At 61.0% G+C, this 15,702-nt stretch carries 15 protein-coding genes and 1 pseudogene; all 16 read right to left on the bottom strand.

Annotated elements, in window-relative coordinates; translation table 11 throughout:
• Positions 1 to 23: 23 nt before the first annotated feature.
• The gene (locus ACLFKU_RS28805) at positions 24 to 791 is read right to left on the bottom strand and encodes an ABC transporter ATP-binding protein (protein ID WP_321576738.1); all 768 of its coding nucleotides are present in this window, start codon (positions 789 to 791) and stop codon (positions 24 to 26) included.
• A 1-nt stretch (position 792) separates the two neighbouring features.
• Positions 793 to 1,614, bottom strand: a complete 822-nt coding sequence (locus tag ACLFKU_RS28800) for an ABC transporter permease (protein ID WP_152850837.1) — start codon at positions 1,612 to 1,614, stop codon at positions 793 to 795.
• Position 1,615: 1 nt separating this feature from the next.
• Positions 1,616 to 3,031: a mannose-1-phosphate guanylyltransferase/mannose-6-phosphate isomerase gene (locus ACLFKU_RS28795; RefSeq protein ID WP_321576734.1), complete on the bottom strand. Its 1,416-nt coding sequence runs from the start codon at positions 3,029 to 3,031 to the stop codon at positions 1,616 to 1,618.
• A 13-nt stretch (positions 3,032 to 3,044) separates the two neighbouring features.
• The gene (locus ACLFKU_RS28790) at positions 3,045 to 3,506 is read right to left on the bottom strand and encodes a hypothetical protein (RefSeq protein WP_410851334.1); all 462 of its coding nucleotides are present in this window, start codon (positions 3,504 to 3,506) and stop codon (positions 3,045 to 3,047) included.
• Positions 3,507 to 3,621: 115 nt separating this feature from the next.
• The gene (locus ACLFKU_RS28785) at positions 3,622 to 4,521 is read right to left on the bottom strand and encodes a GDP-mannose 4,6-dehydratase (protein WP_368585871.1); all 900 of its coding nucleotides are present in this window, start codon (positions 4,519 to 4,521) and stop codon (positions 3,622 to 3,624) included.
• 1 nt (position 4,522) lies between these two features.
• Positions 4,523 to 5,605 carry a GDP-mannose 4,6-dehydratase gene (gene gmd / locus ACLFKU_RS28780; RefSeq protein WP_193727360.1) on the bottom strand — a complete coding sequence of 361 codons (1,083 nt, stop codon included), beginning with the start codon at positions 5,603 to 5,605 and terminating at the stop codon, positions 4,523 to 4,525.
• Positions 5,606 to 5,793: 188 nt separating this feature from the next.
• Complete coding sequence (locus tag ACLFKU_RS28775) at positions 5,794 to 7,464, bottom strand: DUF6311 domain-containing protein (RefSeq protein ID WP_410851333.1); 1,671 nt, start codon at positions 7,462 to 7,464, stop codon at positions 5,794 to 5,796.
• 57 nt (positions 7,465 to 7,521) lie between these two features.
• Positions 7,522 to 7,863 carry a GtrA family protein gene (locus ACLFKU_RS28770; protein ID WP_410851332.1) on the bottom strand — a complete coding sequence of 114 codons (342 nt, stop codon included), beginning with the start codon at positions 7,861 to 7,863 and terminating at the stop codon, positions 7,522 to 7,524.
• 157 nt (positions 7,864 to 8,020) lie between these two features.
• Positions 8,021 to 8,761, bottom strand: a complete 741-nt coding sequence (locus tag ACLFKU_RS28765; protein WP_410851331.1) for an SDR family oxidoreductase — start codon at positions 8,759 to 8,761, stop codon at positions 8,021 to 8,023.
• Positions 8,758 to 10,086, bottom strand: a complete 1,329-nt coding sequence (locus ACLFKU_RS28760; protein WP_410851330.1) for an FAD-dependent oxidoreductase — start codon at positions 10,084 to 10,086, stop codon at positions 8,758 to 8,760. Before ACLFKU_RS28760 ends, ACLFKU_RS28765 begins: the two co-directional genes overlap by 4 nt.
• Before the next feature lie 3 nt (positions 10,087 to 10,089).
• Positions 10,090 to 11,514 carry a UbiA family prenyltransferase gene (locus ACLFKU_RS28755; protein ID WP_152850844.1) on the bottom strand — a complete coding sequence of 475 codons (1,425 nt, stop codon included), beginning with the start codon at positions 11,512 to 11,514 and terminating at the stop codon, positions 10,090 to 10,092.
• Between the two features lie 162 nt (positions 11,515 to 11,676).
• Positions 11,677 to 12,588 carry a dTDP-4-dehydrorhamnose reductase gene (gene rfbD / locus ACLFKU_RS28750; RefSeq protein ID WP_410851329.1) on the bottom strand — a complete coding sequence of 304 codons (912 nt, stop codon included), beginning with the start codon at positions 12,586 to 12,588 and terminating at the stop codon, positions 11,677 to 11,679.
• Between the two features lie 9 nt (positions 12,589 to 12,597).
• Positions 12,598 to 13,149: a dTDP-4-dehydrorhamnose 3,5-epimerase gene (gene rfbC / locus ACLFKU_RS28745; protein ID WP_410851328.1), complete on the bottom strand. Its 552-nt coding sequence runs from the start codon at positions 13,147 to 13,149 to the stop codon at positions 12,598 to 12,600.
• A complete protein-coding gene (gene rfbA / locus ACLFKU_RS28740; protein WP_368585865.1) occupies positions 13,134 to 14,027 on the bottom strand; it encodes a glucose-1-phosphate thymidylyltransferase RfbA in 894 nt (297 codons plus the stop codon). The genes rfbC and rfbA overlap by 16 nt, the downstream gene beginning before the upstream one ends.
• A 10-nt stretch (positions 14,028 to 14,037) precedes the next feature.
• Entirely contained in the window at positions 14,038 to 15,099 is a 1,062-nt protein-coding gene (gene rfbB, locus ACLFKU_RS28735) for a dTDP-glucose 4,6-dehydratase (RefSeq protein ID WP_368585864.1), read from the bottom strand.
• A gap of 364 nt (positions 15,100 to 15,463) precedes the next feature.
• A pseudogene (locus ACLFKU_RS28730) lies at positions 15,464 to 15,589 on the bottom strand (NAD-dependent epimerase/dehydratase family protein); the annotation flags it as partial.
• Positions 15,590 to 15,702 lie beyond the last annotated feature (113 nt).

Raw genomic sequence — 15,702 nt, 5'->3', positions numbered from 1 at the left:
CGCGGCCTTTCGCTTGACACAGGTCAAACGGACGAAGCCGGAAGGCTCAGAGCTTCCGCTTCCACCGGACGAACCACCGGTTCGTCCGCTGTCACTTTCCCATGCTCGAGGCTGATCTTGCGGGTGCAGACCCGCTCGATCAAACCCGGATCGTGCGTTGCGACGACCACGATGGATGCATTACCGACAAGCGTCTCGAGACGTTGCGCAGCCTTGACGCTGAAATCGGCGTCACCGACGCTCAGCCATTCGTCCATAATCAGAATGTCTGCTTCGATGCTGGTCGAAATAGCAAACGCAAGCCGCAGCATCATCCCGCTGGAATACGTTCGAACCGGCAGATTCAGGTATTCGCCGAGATCGCTGAATTCGGCAATTTCATCGATTTTGGCTCGGATCCTGGCCGGCTTCAAACCGTCGATCACGCCTCGCAGATAGATGTTTTCGAAGCCGGTGGCATCTGGATCGAGGCCCATCGACACATCGAGCAGCGAAGCAATCTTGCCACGCACCGTCAGCTTGCCACGCACCGGCTCATAGACGCCGGAGAGCGTTCGCAACAACGTCGTCTTGCCGGAGCCGTTGTGCCCGACGAGTCCGACGCGCTCACCGTCCTGGAAGGTGAAATTGAGGTCGTCGAGAGCCCGTACGATCGCGTGATGGCCGGCATCCTGCCCGATGCGACCGCCCGTCGTCAGATTCAGCACAGCCTTTTTCAGAGAACGATGAGAATTCTCGTAAATCGGGAACTCGACGTAAATTCCCTCGGCAACAATAGATGAACTCACGATATCAAAGCCAATAGGGAACGCGATTGCGAGCGCGACGCATCAGGAACTGCGAAAAAGCAAAGCCGACGATCAGCAAGCCGATCGACCAGACCCACGACTCCCAATGGATCGGGCGGCCGGTGATCGGCGCACGCACCGTTTCGATCAGGTGATACAGCGGATTGTATTCGGCAACCCATGCACGGTCTTTCAGGATTTCCGGCGACCACATGACAGGGGTAAAAAAGAAAACCACCTGAATGAGATTGGTCACGATCGGCGGAATATCGCGGAAACGCGCACACAGCACACCCAATGTGACACCAACCCAGATGCCATGCAGCAGCAGCATGAACAACCCGATAGGCACCAGCAGGAACTCGAAAGTTGGCCAACGACCGAAGACAATCAGCAGAACCACCACGACGGGCAGGCTGTGCAGCAGAATCACGAAATTGCGCCACACGATTCTGCACACATGAATGGTCAGTGGTATGCGTATCTGCTTGATCAGATAGGATGCGCCAATGAACGCATTGCAGCCCTCGTTCGCGACTGAAGACAGATAGCCCCAGATGACCAGCCCCACGGCCAGATAAGGCAGATAGTCCTCGACGTTCTGGTGCAGCAGCGTCGAGTACAACGCGCCCAACACCAGAACCATGATGGCCGTGCTGAGCGTGAACCAGAACGGGCCGATGACCGAGCGGCGGTAGCGCTGACGAATGTCGTGCCAGCCGAGCGTTCCCCACACGCGCACGGACCTGATTCCGACCGCCAGGTCATCGCTTCCGCTATGAGCTGCAAGGTCGGACTTGCCGCGATCGATTGCTGCTATGTCCATCTCAGGCCCTTCCGTACACGTCCTCGAAGCGGACAATGTCGTCCTCGCCGAGGTATTCGCCACTCTGCACCTCGATCATCACGAGACCGATCACGCCAGGGTTCTCGAGCCGATGCTTGTGGCCGGCAGGAATATACGTCGACTCGTTGGTCGAAACGAATAGCGTGTTCTCGCCGTTGGTCACCTTCGCCATGCCGCTGACGACGATCCAGTGCTCGCTACGATGATGATGCATCTGCAGGCTGAGACTGGCGCCCGGCTTGACCTCGATGCGCTTGATCTTGAACCGCGACGCGTCTTCGAGGACCGTATAAGTACCCCATGGCCGATGTACCGTGCGATGCAACTTGTGCGCCTCATGGCCGCGGGCCTTGAGTTTCGAATAGATGTGACGAACGTCCTGCGCACGGTCCCGGTCCGCCACGAGCAGCGCATCCGGCGTATCGATCACGATCAAGTTTTGTACACCCACCGCACCGATGACCCTTTCGCGGCTCATCAAATAACAGTTCTCGACGTCGTGCAGCATCGCATCGCCTTCTACCCGATTGCCGTTGCCATCGGGCTTGCACAGATCGCTGAGCGCGGTCCATGAACCGATGTCGCTCCAGCCGATAGAACACGGTACGACCGCCGCCTTATCACAACTCTCCATGACTGCGTAGTCGATGGAATCATCCGGTACGGCGCTGAAGGTTTTCGGTTCGAGTTGAACCTGCGTCCAGCCGTTGCCCTCGGAAATGCGGGAGACCTTCATGCAAGCGTCAACCGCCTCGACGATTTGCGGACAGTGTCGACGCATCTCGCTCAGCATGGCGGCAGCGGTGAAACAGAACATTCCCGAGTTCCACAAGAAACGCTCGCAGGCCACATATTCGCGCGCCGTTTCAAGCGGCGGCTTTTCAATAAAACGCACGACCGCGTTGCCGTCCGCCTCGATGTATCCGTAACCCGTCTCGGGCCGGTCAGGCTGGATACCAAACGTTACAATTTTACCTTCCTGCGCGAGCGCCGTTGCGCGCTCGACGGCAGCCGCAAAAGCGGCCTGGTCGGAGATGAGGTGGTCGGCGGCCAGCACGAGCATGACCGCGTCCGGGCCTTTCTTCCCGGCGATATGGAGAGCGGCTGCCGCAATCGCAGCGGCGGTGTTGCGGCCGAAAGGCTCGCAGATGAACGACGCGGCCACATTGTCGGTATTCACCTCGCGGAACTCGTCCTCGGCTTTGAAAAAGAGTTCGCGGTTCGCGACCGTCAGAACCTCATTCACATGCGGCAGAGCGACAGCCCTCAAGAAAGCCTTCTGCAGCAGACTTTGTCCATCCGAAAGACGAATGAAAGGCTTGGGGTGCAGCTCACGGGAGACCGGCCACAGTCGGGATCCCGCACCTCCGCATAGGATGATAGGTGTCAAACTCACAAATTCCTCTCTGTCAACTTTGGAAGCGGCGCTTCGCAGTCTTGATATTGGTGCGGCCAAGGGTTTGACGGGTGCGCGTTGCGCAAACCAGGTTCATACATTCGGCCGCTTTAACCTCGAACGAATTGATCATTCTATCGTACGGCGTAGGGCGCTGAACACAGCGAAGGGATTGTAGGGCCGCATTGACACTGGCGGAGCGTGGCAATGCTACAAATTGCAAGCGGCAGAAACCCGAGCAGCGGTAAATAACGGACCGAGTCGTGCCGCCGCGCCCGGTTTCGACGAACGTCGCCACGCTCAACAGTGAATGATGCGTGCCGTTGTCGGCCCGCATACCTAGGCCCATGAACTGGAGGCGTGACATGGTGGCATCCACATCCCGCAATTGAACGGTGTTTCGAATTTGTTGCGAATGACGGTTCGGCATCTGCAGCGATGCCCCCGGTGCGCTGGAATCCAGATTGCCTACCATCCGGCGTGACGGCCGCAATGGTATGAGTCCGCACTGTTTAGCGCCAGCCACCCGCCAACGGGGCAGACGCTGCTGGCTTTCCCCAGCGCGGCCGCTCGCCAGGCAGCGCTGGCGCTTACAATCGCGGGTCTTCGCCGCCAACCATCCATTTGATGGTTTCGGAAAAGTCGAATGGCTGCACGCCGGGCACGAGACGACGCAATTTCTCGGTCGAACCCACCAGGACTCTGACCTCGTTGGCCCGAACGAACGCCGGATTGACACGCACCTCGAGCTGGTGTCCGGAGACCTCGCTCACTGCCTCGAGCACTTGCTGAAGCGTATAAGGCTTGCCGCTGCACACATTCACTACCTCGGATTCGACATTCGACTCCAGCAGTCCGCGATAGACCTTCGCGACCGTGCGCACATCGGAAAAGTCGCGCGCCACATCCAGATTGCCTAATTCGATGACAGGCAGTCGCTTGACGAAGTGCGAAACGATCTTTGGGATCAGGAAACGCTCAGCCTGGCCACGCCCGGTGTAGTTGAACGGACGCACGATCACGATCGGCAACCGGTCAAACCACGTCTTGACCAGATGCTCCATCGCAAGCTTGCTGGCCGCGTAATGATTAATGGGCGCCGGGATCACACCTTCGTCGATCACGCCGCCGGAATTGCCATAGACGTTCGCGCTGCTGACAATCAGAATCTTGTCCGGCCGGTGGCCGACGTCGGCGCAGGCCTGAAGCAGATTGAGCGTACCAAGCACGTTGACCCGGTACATGTCGAGTGTCACTTCGTGCGCGACGAAGCTGATTGCAGCCAGATGCGCGATGCAATCAGGGCGGACCGCCTCGATCACGCGACGGCAATCGTCGAGCGACGTGATGTCGAGCTGCAGCTCGCTTCCTTGCCGAAGATCGCCGACACAGGTACCCGTCACCTCATACCCGGCGCTCAGCAGTTCCTCGCGAAGATAAGCGCCCGTAAAGCCATGGGCACCTGTGATCAAGACGCGGCGCATAGGCATATCAGAACGAGAAACCAATCTGGTTGCGGCGCCGATCCGACTCGACCATCAGTGTGCACAACTCTTCGAGCGTAGTGCGTGGCGTCCAGCCAAGTTTTTCCTTCGCCTTGGTGGCGTCGCCGATCAACAGATCGACTTCCGCCGGACGATAGAACTCCGGATTCACACGCACCAGTACCTTGCCGTTGGATACGTCGAGCCCTTCTTCTTTCTCCGCCTTGCCACGCCACTCGATGTCCGTGCCGATAGCACGGAAGGCCATCGATACGAAATCGCGCACGGTCTCAGTGCGGTTGGTCGCAAGAACGAAGGTGTCCGGCTCGTCGGCTTGCAGCATGCGGTACATGCCTTCGACGTATTCCTTCGCGAAACCCCAGTCGCGCTTCGCGTCGATATTGCCGAGTTCCAGCACGTCGAGCTTGCCGAGCGAAATCTTGGCGACCGAGTCCGTAATCTTCCGTGTGACGAATTCACGGCCGCGCAGCGGCGATTCGTGATTGAACAGAATGCCGCTCGAGCCAAAAATATCGTAAGACTCGCGATAATTGACCGTGATCCAGTGTGCGTAAAGTTTCGCTACGCCGTACGGACTGCGCGGATGGAACGGGGTGTCTTCCTTTTGGGGGATCGCCTGCACCTTGCCGAACATTTCGGAGGTGGACGCCTGATAGAAGCGAATCGAGCGATCGACGATGCGAATCGCCTCGAGCACGTTCAGCGCCCCGACACCGGTGATCTCAGCCGTAGTGGCCGGCTGCTGGAACGACACGCCGACGAAGCTCTGCGCCGCCAAGTTATACACCTCGCGCGGCTTGGCCATTTCGAGCAGGCGAATCGTTGCGCCGAGATCGGTCAGGTCGTGCTCGACCAGATGAAGCTTCGGATGCTGCAATACACCCACTTCATCGAGACGCCAAAAGTTGACCGAGCTGGTACGCCGATACGTGCCATAGACGTCGTAGCCACGTTCGAGGAGCAATTGCGTCAGATACGCACCATCTTGCCCGGTAATGCCAGTCACCACAGCGCTCGTCAAGTCCTTCTCCTTCAGTAAGCCGCTCACGCAAGTCCCCGCGTTGAGCATGGGTAATAATGAACGCCGATTATAGCCGACGGGGCAACCCTGCCGGGGCGCCGAGATAGTCGCGGACGGCGCACGTGCCAGCTGCCGACCGATTCCGCTGGGTATCGATGGACGGGCTCCGGGACCGAATCCGCCGGCACGCTGACACGCGACGAGCATGCGATTCGCCCCGGCACCGAGTCCGTCACTCAGCCCGCGAACGCGCACCACGCTGGCAGAAGCTCGATCTTCCTGGCGGTAAGCGCGCGCTCGCAAGACTGGGTGATGACGAGCCCGTGCGCGTCCAGCGTGTCCTGGATGTGATCCCGGCCGGAATAGCGCAGGTTCTCGCGCACATTCGGCGCTGGAGAAATGCTTACGCGCCGCCCTGCCAGCTCGGCAGTGAGCGGCGCAAATACATCCTTGTTCGTTTCGATGTCCGGGACGTCGATAAAGATCGGCCCTCTGAAGCCGCTAGCCAACACGTACGCTGCCACCGTCCTGGCCACTGCAACCCCGGCCGGCAGCGTCGGCGGGGGCGCGCCACGCCTGAGGACCAATACCGACCTGATATCTTCGAATTGCACGACAGTGAGCAGAGCGACGACGAGCGCGAACACGGTGATGCCGGACCGCCACGATCCGCTCGATCGGGCGCGCACATGCCGGTAGAGGTCCGAGAATACGACGAGCAAAACCGGATAGACCACGAACCATCCATAGCGCCCCGAGGCGCGGAAGGGCGACACCAGCCCCATTAACGCGCGTGGAAGCTCGATTCCGAACACCAGCGAGGAGCCCAGATAGACCTGATTCGAAAGACTCAGTATCGTCAGCGCCAGCCATAGCGACCAGACGGGTGCGTCGACGCCTGCAACGATCCGGCGCCCGAGCATGAACCCCGCCATCAGGACGAACAGCAAGAGGCCGAGACCGAGATATTGATAACCCTCGTACTGTCCGGCAGTGCCGATCGGCAGCGTCGATACATACCTCGACGTATCTTCTCCGTCTGCGCCTAGCGGATTGATGAACGCGTTCAGGTTCATCGAGTAGAAGCCGAAGCCGCTGCTGTCATCACGGAAATGCTGGAAATAGCCGGCCGCGAACATTGCCGACAGCATGAACGCGAGAATGATGCAAGCCTGACGCGCAACGAAGCGCAGCGTTGCCGTATCAGCGCGGTAGCTGCATGCACGCCACTGTGTCAGCACCGCCATCAGCACGAGAGGCGGCGTGAAATAGAAGTGCGTGAATACCGAAAAGACGATTAGCGCGAGAAAAATGCGCAACCGGTCGCTAGACGTCATCGACGCGGACAGAAGCGTGCCCCAACCGATTATGATCAGAAAATGCGGCAACAGGTTGAGATGGCCTACCCGGTAGTAAAACGTCGGCAGAAGCCCGATCAACAGCGCGCCCAGGAACGCGCACACCGATGAGACTGCGAGCTGCCTCAGCGCCCAATAAATGGACCAGAATTGCAGCAACGCGCACAGATAAACCCAGGCGCCGTAGGTCTGCGCCGCCGGGCCGAGGAACGGCGCGAGCAACTTCGTGACGATCGCCAATAGCAGGTTACCGTCCATGAACACGATGTTTGCGCCCACCGGAAAATCGCTCGTCTCGATATGTCCTAGCGGAAACTGCCACGACGAGCTACGGAACAGGTTGAGCGCGGCCAGATTCCTCCGGTAGTCGCCGATGTACAACCATTCGAGATGCGAAGGATGCAATGCCGACAGACCCATCCAACCGTCAAAGATGAAGACCGATACCGCCAACAGCAGCGCATACGCGACGAGATCGAGCGATACGCGCGGCGCACGCTTGGGTGCGGGCGCATCGACGAGGCCATTCGGTCTTGAATCGACGGACATGGATCGAAGACGTCCAGTGACGATGATTCGGATGCGGGGCGCCGCCGCACGCTTGCATCAGGCAAAGACGAACCGCCTGTCGAGTCGGTACTTCACGACATAGCCGATCGTCAGGCCGATGGCGCCGCCGACGAAGCGTGCCGGTTCGGAATGAAAGATGGCGTCGGCGCCGAACTCGAAGCCCCAGAAGATGAACGTGGTCGCCACGCCCATCAACGAATACAGAAAGAAGCTCGCCACCCCATGCGAAAGATTATTGTGGCGATAGCGAAAAATCCAGATCTTGTCCAGGACGAACTTCAGTACGAGACCGCCTCCGGTGCCGACCACCACCGAAAGCATGACGTCGAAAGGACCCTCGTACACAATCAGCGACAGCTTTTGCAGGCCGATGTTCACGACGATCGACAGGGCCGCGAAGACTGCATACAGAATGACGAGGTGGGGGGTGGCGAGAGGTTTGGCCGATGAATTCACGGTATCGTTGCGTTGATCTATCGACTGTCTGAAAGCGGTCGGCCTGCGCGAGCGCGACTGGCCCGCCGGCCGGCTTCCATTACAGCGACAGCCGGTTGAAGATGCGGCGCGGAATCGAGCGAATGATCAGCATAATGCCCGCCCAGAACCACGGGGTATACAGCACGTCGCGGTGACGCGCCACGGCCTTCACTATGTCGGCGGCCACAGCCTGCGGTGTCGCCACGAGCGGCTTGGGCAACGGCAGGCCCTGCGTCATCGGTGTAGCGACGAAGCCAGGCTTGATCGTCACCACATGTCCACCGACCTTTTTCAGGCGTGCATTGAGTCCTTCGCAGAACGTGGCAAGTGCGGCTTTCGCACTGCCGTAAAGGTAGTTCGACGGACGTCCACGATCGCCGGCGACCGAGGCGATCACCGCCAATGTGCCGCTGCGCTGTTCCTCGACGATATTAGCGAAACGCGTCAGTAGCGCGATCACCGAAACGACGTTCGTCGTGAACTCGCGCACCGCGACGGCTGCGTCGCGCTCGCATTCGCGCTGATCGGGCAAGGTGCCCGGCGCAACCAGCACGATGTCGATGCTGCCGAGAGCGGCCCGGCATGCCTGCACGACCGCCTCCTGCGCGCCGAGATCGTCGATATCCAACTGGTGGCAGCTAACGAACCCGGCGCCGCGCGCCTTCAGATCGTCGGCGGTTTCCTGAAGGCGCCGCGCGTTGCGGGCGACCAGCGCGAAGCGTACACCCAGTCCATTCCATGCACGCGCGCAGGCCGAAGCGATGGCCGAAGTGGCTCCAATGATGACGATGTTCTTCATGAGCGAGTCGTTCGTTCCCAGAATCGAGAAAGCAAAGCAGGATCCCTCAGTGTCTCCAGGTCGGTCCACCGCGGGTAGGCCGCGCGGAAATCCTCCCCCGACATGTGGGCATCCTTTGCCGGATACAGACGTCCACCGCTCGCGCGGACGATCGCGTCGAGCGTATCGAACAGGCGCCGGTTGGACGCCTCGCGCTGCGGGAAGTCGAGCGCCAGCGAAGTGCCCTCCCGTGGAAAGGAAAGCCACCCCGGCGACCGAAGATCGCCGCACCGCTTGAGCACGGCAAGAAACGAGCCGGTGCCGCTGCGCGAAATCGCATCGAGCACGTCGCGTATCGCCTCGCGCGCGCAATCTGGCGGGATTACGCATTGATATTGCTGGAAGCCGGAGCGTCCATAGATGCGGTTCCACTGCAGTAGCGCGTCGAGCGGATAGAAATAGCTATCGTATCCGACCTTCGCCTTGGTCTCGCCAGCGGCCTGGCGGCGATAATACGCCTCGTTGAAAAGACGCAGCGTCAGTTTGTTAAACACAGGAACGGGCGAGACGATGGGGACCGTGTGCTTTTTGCGGCGCTCGACTGCGAGCGGCCCTTCCGGCGCATGATCGCCGACCATGAAAATCCCCCGTCCCAGCGCCGCGCCACGGCTCTGGCAATCGATCCACGCGACGCTGTATTCATGATGCGGATCGAGGCGCTCGGACAGGACGAAGAATTCGTCGACATTGTCGAAGCGGATGCTCGATACATCGATCAGGCTCGTGCGGATTCGCATCAGTTGAACCTCGACCCACGTGATCAGTCCCGTGAGCCCCAGTCCGCCGATAGTCGCACCGAAAAAATCGGGCTCGGCGTCCGTCGCGTTTCTGGGCGCGCATTCGCGCTCGCTGCCATCGCTGCGCAACAGGCCGAAGCGGCGCACATGACGGCCGAAGGTGCCTCGGACGTGATGGTTCTTGCCGTGAACATCGTTGGCCACAGCGCCGCCAAGCGTCACATATTTGGTTCCCGGCGTGACCGGCAGCATCCAGCCGCGCGGAATCGCGAGCTCGAGAATCGTCTCCAGCGTGACGCCCGCCTCGGCGCGCAGCACGCCACTCGACGCGTCGAAGTCGATGAGCCTATCGAGACCCCGCATGCACACGACCTGGCCCGAGGACGCGAGACAGCTGTCGCCGTAGCTGCGGCCCTGGCCGAATCCGAGCGTCGTGCCGCTAGCCGACGCCGCCGAGCGCCAGGCTGGCGCTACGCCGTCGCGCCACGCCGGTGTGTGCGGATTCTGCGGCGCATAGGGATAAAGCCCCCAGGACTGAACGTGCGCCATGTTTCAGATGGCCAGCCAGAACACGACAGCGCACAACCCGATGACGGCCCAGCTACCTCGATCCTTGGCGGCGAAAACGACAGGATCGTCGTGCATCTGGCCACGATGGGCGATGATCCAGATACGGCTGACCCAATAGAGCAGAAGCGGACAGGCCAGCCAGATGAACTGGGGATGGCGATACAGCAAAAGCGTGTTGGCGTCCTGGATATACAGCGCCAGCACCAGCACGGATAAATAGCCAGCCGCCGCTCCGAGCGATGAGACCAGCGAAAGATCACCCGCCACATATCCTCGGCCCCGCGACGTGACGAGCCCGCGCGCCTGCAGCAGGTGCAGTTCGGCAAAGCGCTTGACCAGGGCGAGACTGAGGAAAATGAACATCGAGAAAGCGAGCAGCCAGAAGCTCAGCCGTGCATCGATGGCCGCGCTCCCCGCCACGATTCGCGATGTGTAGAGGCAAGCGAGCGCCACGACGTCCACCATGACGTGCCGCTTCAGATAGAAAGAGTAGGCGAGCGTCAGCGCGTAGTAGGCGATCAGCGCCAAGGTGAATCGGTACGGCAGTAACGCGTGGGCGATTCCAAACCCGATCACCAATAGAACCGGAAACAACATCGCGCCCTGCCATAGCGGCAAGGTTCCTGCCGCGAGCGGGCGCCGACGCTTGGTCGGGTGGTGCCGATCGTCCTCGAGATCGAGCAGATCATTCAGCAGGTAGACGCTCGATGCGCACAGCCCGAACGATATGAAACCGAGGGCGGCCATGGCGAGCAGATGCATCGACGTTGCCTCGTGCGCGGCCAACAGCGGCAAGAAAATCAGCAGGTTCTTGAGCCACTGATGCAACCGCAGTGACTTCGCCCACACCCGGGTGCGAGGCGGACGCGTCTCGATGACGGTCTCGACGTTGCCCCGCCTGCGCGCGACCCGCTCGACGCCGACCGATGGGTTGACCACGTAGGCGCGGTCGGCAACCTCCCACACGGGAACGTCCGCATGCGAATTGCCGGCGTAGTCGAAGCCCTTTTCGCTGAATTCCGCGACCAGCCGATCCCGCTTGTTGCGCGAGCTCAGGTTCACGTTGCCATTGGTCGCGAAGGTTTGGTCGAACAGACTCAGGTGATCGGCAATCGCATGCGCGAAGCGCTCATGGCTCGCGGTGGCAAGCACGAGGCGGCGACCGGCGGCGCGCTCCTGCTTGAGCCAGTCCAGGACCGTCTCGTCATAGGGCAGCACCGTCACGTCGATATTGGTCGTCTGCGCGAGACGCGACTTGAGCCCAGGCTTGCCAAAGCGCAACAGCCAGAGTAGCGGCTCATAAAAACGGTGAGGCGCGGCTTTGAAAAATGCGAATGCGCTTTCGATCAGCACATCGGAGCGCATCAGCGTTCCGTCGAGATCGACTACGAGGGGCTTTTGACTCATTTGAGCGGGCCTAAACAGAGAAAAGTGTGATCACGCGAAACGCTCTTCCGCTCCCCCACTCCCCGAATGATGGCAATCGCTGGCGGCCAACAAGGATCTCGTTCGCCGAGTGATATTTACACCGCCCTTCCCGGCATAGGGTTGGCAACATGGGCGCCCGCATTATGCGAGGCGCTCGTCGCGCGACAGGCACAACTTCAACGCCTCCTTCCAATGCGGCGCGGCGAGCCCGAACACACGCGCCAGTTTGTCGTTCGACATCCTCGAATTGGCGGGGCGCTTTGCGGGCGTCGGGTAGTCCGCGGCCGGAATCGGCAGCGTGTTCGGCCTGTTCGGCAAATCCGCGAGTTCGAAGATGGCCGACGCGAAGCCGTGCCACGACGTCGAGCCGCCCGCGCACAGGTGATAGATGCCGGAACGCTCGTTCCACCACTTCACGCCGTCTTCGGCGGCGAAGCCCTGCGCGCACAGATGCGCGGTCAGCGTCGCGATCGTGTTGCACCACGTGGGCGCGCCGAACTGGTCGGCCACCACCTTCAACTCGGCACGATCGGCGCCTAGCCGCAGCATCGTCAGCAGAAAGTTCTTGCCGCGCGTGCCGTACACCCAGCTGGTGCGCAACACGAGATGATTGACGCCGCTCGCCGCGATTGCCTGCTCGCCCGCGAGCTTGCTGGCACCGTAGACGTTCTGCGGATCGGTCGGATCGTCCTCGACGTACGCGCCTTCCTTCGCGCCGTTGAACACGTAGTCCGTCGAATAGTGGATCAGCGCGGCGCCGACCTTTCTCGCTTCGTCGGCGAGCACGCCCGGCGCTTCGCCGTTGATGCGCATTGCCAGCTCGCGCTCCTCGTCGGCCTCGTCCACCGCCGTGTACGCGGCCGGATTGACGATCAGCGCCGGACGCAGCGCGCGCACCACTGCGCGAATCTGATCGAGGTTCGACAGATCGAGCCGTGTGCGATCGACCGCCACCACGTTGCCGAGCCCTTGCAGCGTGCGAGCGAGCTCATAGCCGACCTGGCCGTTTACGCCGGTGACGAGAATCGTCCGTGTCGCGTGGTGTGCGCTCATACGATCCCCTTACGCGTAGACTTCGGCGTCGGCGAGACGCTTGCCCGCCGCATCCTTGGCCGCGAGCAGCGGCTCGAAGTCGATCGGCCATTCGATGCCGATCGCCGGATCGTTCCACGCGATGCTGCGCTCGTGTTCCGGGAACCAGTAGTCGGTGGTCTTGTACAGGAACTGCGCGGACTCCGACAGCACGACGAAGCCGTGCGCGAAACCGGGCGGCACCCACAGCTGCCGGGGGTTCTCCACCGACAACGTCACGCCGACCCACTTGCCGAAGTTCGGCGAACTCTTGCGGATGTCGACGGCGACGTCGAACACCTCGCCCTCGACCACGCGCACGAGCTTGCCCTGCGCATGCTGGATCTGATAGTGCAGACCGCGCAGCACGCCGCGAGCCGAGCGCGAGTGATTGTCCTGCACGAACACGACGCCCGGCTCGACTTTCTCGGCGAATTCGAGCGCATTGAAGCTTTCGAAGAAAAAGCCGCGCGCATCGCCGAACACCTTCGGCTCGATGATCTTGACTTCGGGCAGCGAGGTTGGGGTTACCTGGATGGCCATGCGACTCGATCCGTCAAAATGTTTTGCAGGTACTGGCCGTAGCCATTTTTCGCGAGCGGCCTAGCGAGCGCGAGCAGTTGCTCGCCGTCGATCCACTGACGCCGGTACGCGATCTCTTCCGGACACGCGACCACCAGACCCTGGCGCTTCTGCAGCGTCGCGATGAAGGTCGCGGCTTCGATCAGCGAGTCGTGCGTGCCGGTGTCGAGCCACGCGTAACCGCGGCCCATGATCTCGACGTTGAGCGCCGCGTTTGCGAGGTAGCGCGAGTTCACGTCGGTAATTTCGAGCTCGCCGCGCGCGGACGGCTTGATGTCCGCGGCGATGTCGCAGACCTGCCTGTCGTAGAAGTACAGGCCGGTGACCGCGTAGTTCGAACGCGGCTTGGCGGGCTTTTCCTCGATCGACAACGCGCGGAACTGCTTGTCGAATTCAACCACGCCGTAGCGCTCCGGGTCCTGCACGTGATATGCGAACACGGTGGCGCCTTCGGTCTGATCGTCGGCGCGTTCGAGCTGCTTCGCGAGATCGTGGCCGTAGAAGATGTTGTCGCCGAGAATTAGCGCCGACGGATCGTTGTTCACGAACTCGCGGCCGATGATGAACGCCTGCGCGAGCCCATCCGGCGACGGCTGCACCGCGTACTGGATGTTCATGCCCCACTGGCTGCCGTCGCCGAGCATCGCCTCGAAGCGCGGCGTGTCCTGTGGCGTGGAGATGATCAGCACGTCGCGAATACCCGCCACCATCAGCGTGGACAGCGGGTAGTAGATCATCGGCTTGTCGTACACCGGCAGCAGCTGCTTGGAGACGACGTGCGTGATCGGATACAGGCGAGTGCCCGAACCGCCCGCGAGAATAATGCCTTTGCGCGCCATTGCCGTGCCTTTACGCGCGCTGCGCGTAGTTGGTCTCTACCCACTTCCGGTATTCGCCCGAAGCGACTTCGTCGACCCATTGCTGGTTGTCGAGATACCACTGGACCGTTTTGGCGAGCCCCGTCTCGAACGTTTCCGCCGGCTTCCAGCCGAGTTCGCGCTCGAGCTTGCGGGCGTCGATCGCGTAACGGCGGTCGTGGCCCGGACGATCCGTCACATAGGTGATCTGGTCGCGATAGGAGCCCGCCGCCTTCGGACGCTGCTGGTCGAGCAGGTCGCACAGCGTGTGCACGACCTCGAGATTCTTCTTCTCGTTCCAGCCGCCGACGTTGTACGTCTCGCCCGGCGTGCCGCGCGCGAGCACTTCGCGGATCGCGCTGCAATGGTCGCCGACGTACAGCCAGTCGCGCACGTTCTGTCCGTCGCCATACACCGGCAGCGGCTTGCCGCCGAGCGCGTTGGCGATCATCAGCGGAATCAGTTTTTCGGGGAACTGGTAGGGGCCGTAGTTGTTCGAGCAGTTGGTGGTCAGCACCGGCAGGCCATACGTGTGATGGTAGGCACGCACGAGGTGATCCGAGCCGGCCTTGGTCGCCGAATAGGGGCTATTCGGCGCATAAGGCGTCGTTTCGGAGAACTGCGGATCGGTTGCGGACAGCGAGCCGAACACTTCGTCGGTCGACACGTGCAGGAAGCGGAATGCGGCGCGCTCCGCTTCACCCAGCGTGTTCCAGTAGCTGCGCGTCGCATCGAGCAACGTGAAGGTGCCGACCACGTTGGTCTGCACGAAATCGGCCGGACCGTGAATCGAGCGATCCACATGGCTCTCGGCCGCGAAATGCAGCACGGCGCGCGGCTTGTGTTCGGCCAATAGCGCGTCGAGCGCAGCGCGATCGCAGATGTCGACGCGCGCGAAAATGTGTTTGGAATTGCCCTGTAGCGACTTCAGCGTGCCCAGGTTGCCGGCGTAGGTCAGTTTGTCTACGTTGAGCACCGCTTCGTCCGACGCATTCAGCCAGTCGAGCACGAAATTGGCGCCGATAAATCCGGCACCGCCCGTTACGAGGATCATGTAATTCCCTTGTGGGTGTGAGCGGCGCCCGAAATCGACTCGCCGACCTTCTCACGATGCGTAATGGTTTCCGATTCTGCAGCAATCCGTTGCATTCGCTTGTGCGCAAGCAAACGCTCGGACGCTATTCTTATGATGACCCGATTATACGGTTGTCCACGCCAAAAATTCGAATTCAACCATTTGAAACAGCCTCACCATTCTGGCTGCCGTTTGCTGTCCTAGTGACTGTTTATGCGGTCGCTAACGCGAACCGAGCACAGAAACGCCATGACATGTCGCGCTCGACACCGTTAATGGATCGTATCCAGTCGACCGGACGCCGCCGCGGCGTGTGCTGTGCCCTGCGTGTCAGGCTCACCCGCCCCCACACCGCTTCGATCACGGTGTGCCCACGCCCGCTCAACTTCTCGACCAGATAGCGGCCGGTAAAACCGTTCGCACCGGTGACGAGCGTGCGAAACAATTGCTTCGCGACGGGCGACGACATGCTGGCTTCGTTCACGAGAGAGTCATCCTGTTGTTGTATTGGAATAGCGCACGCGGTCCATGCGAGGTTGCCCGCGTCCCACAACGTGATCGCGCAATATCCGAACCCCAAAC

This window comes from Paraburkholderia sp. EG304 (assembly GCF_046543485.1).
Taxonomy (GTDB): Bacteria; Pseudomonadota; Gammaproteobacteria; order Burkholderiales; family Burkholderiaceae; genus Paraburkholderia; species Paraburkholderia youngii.
The sequence above is the reverse complement of the archived record's forward strand: the minus strand, read 5'-3'. Positions and strand labels throughout refer to the sequence as shown.

Excerpts from the sequence above, each read along its gene's own strand:
- ACLFKU_RS28790 (WP_410851334.1), bottom strand. The coding sequence starts at position 3,506 with ATGGTAGGCAATCTGGATTCCAGCGCACCGGGGGCATCGCTGCAGATG.
- ACLFKU_RS28800 (WP_152850837.1), bottom strand. The coding sequence starts at position 1,614 with ATGGACATAGCAGCAATCGATCGCGGCAAGTCCGACCTTGCAGCTCAT.
- rfbC (WP_410851328.1), bottom strand. The coding sequence starts at position 13,149 with ATGGCCATCCAGGTAACCCCAACCTCGCTGCCCGAAGTCAAGATCATC.
- ACLFKU_RS28755 (WP_152850844.1), bottom strand. The coding sequence starts at position 11,514 with ATGAGTCAAAAGCCCCTCGTAGTCGATCTCGACGGAACGCTGATGCGC.
- rfbA (WP_368585865.1), bottom strand. The coding sequence starts at position 14,027 with ATGGCGCGCAAAGGCATTATTCTCGCGGGCGGTTCGGGCACTCGCCTG.
- ACLFKU_RS28775 (WP_410851333.1), bottom strand. The coding sequence starts at position 7,464 with ATGTCCGTCGATTCAAGACCGAATGGCCTCGTCGATGCGCCCGCACCC.
- ACLFKU_RS28760 (WP_410851330.1), bottom strand. The coding sequence starts at position 10,086 with ATGGCGCACGTTCAGTCCTGGGGGCTTTATCCCTATGCGCCGCAGAAT.
- rfbD (WP_410851329.1), bottom strand. The coding sequence starts at position 12,588 with ATGAGCGCACACCACGCGACACGGACGATTCTCGTCACCGGCGTAAAC.
- ACLFKU_RS28765 (WP_410851331.1), bottom strand. The coding sequence starts at position 8,761 with ATGAAGAACATCGTCATCATTGGAGCCACTTCGGCCATCGCTTCGGCC.
- ACLFKU_RS28785 (WP_368585871.1), bottom strand. The coding sequence starts at position 4,521 with ATGCCTATGCGCCGCGTCTTGATCACAGGTGCCCATGGCTTTACGGGC.
- gmd (WP_193727360.1), bottom strand. The coding sequence starts at position 5,605 with ATGCTCAACGCGGGGACTTGCGTGAGCGGCTTACTGAAGGAGAAGGAC.
- rfbB (WP_368585864.1), bottom strand. The coding sequence starts at position 15,099 with ATGATCCTCGTAACGGGCGGTGCCGGATTTATCGGCGCCAATTTCGTG.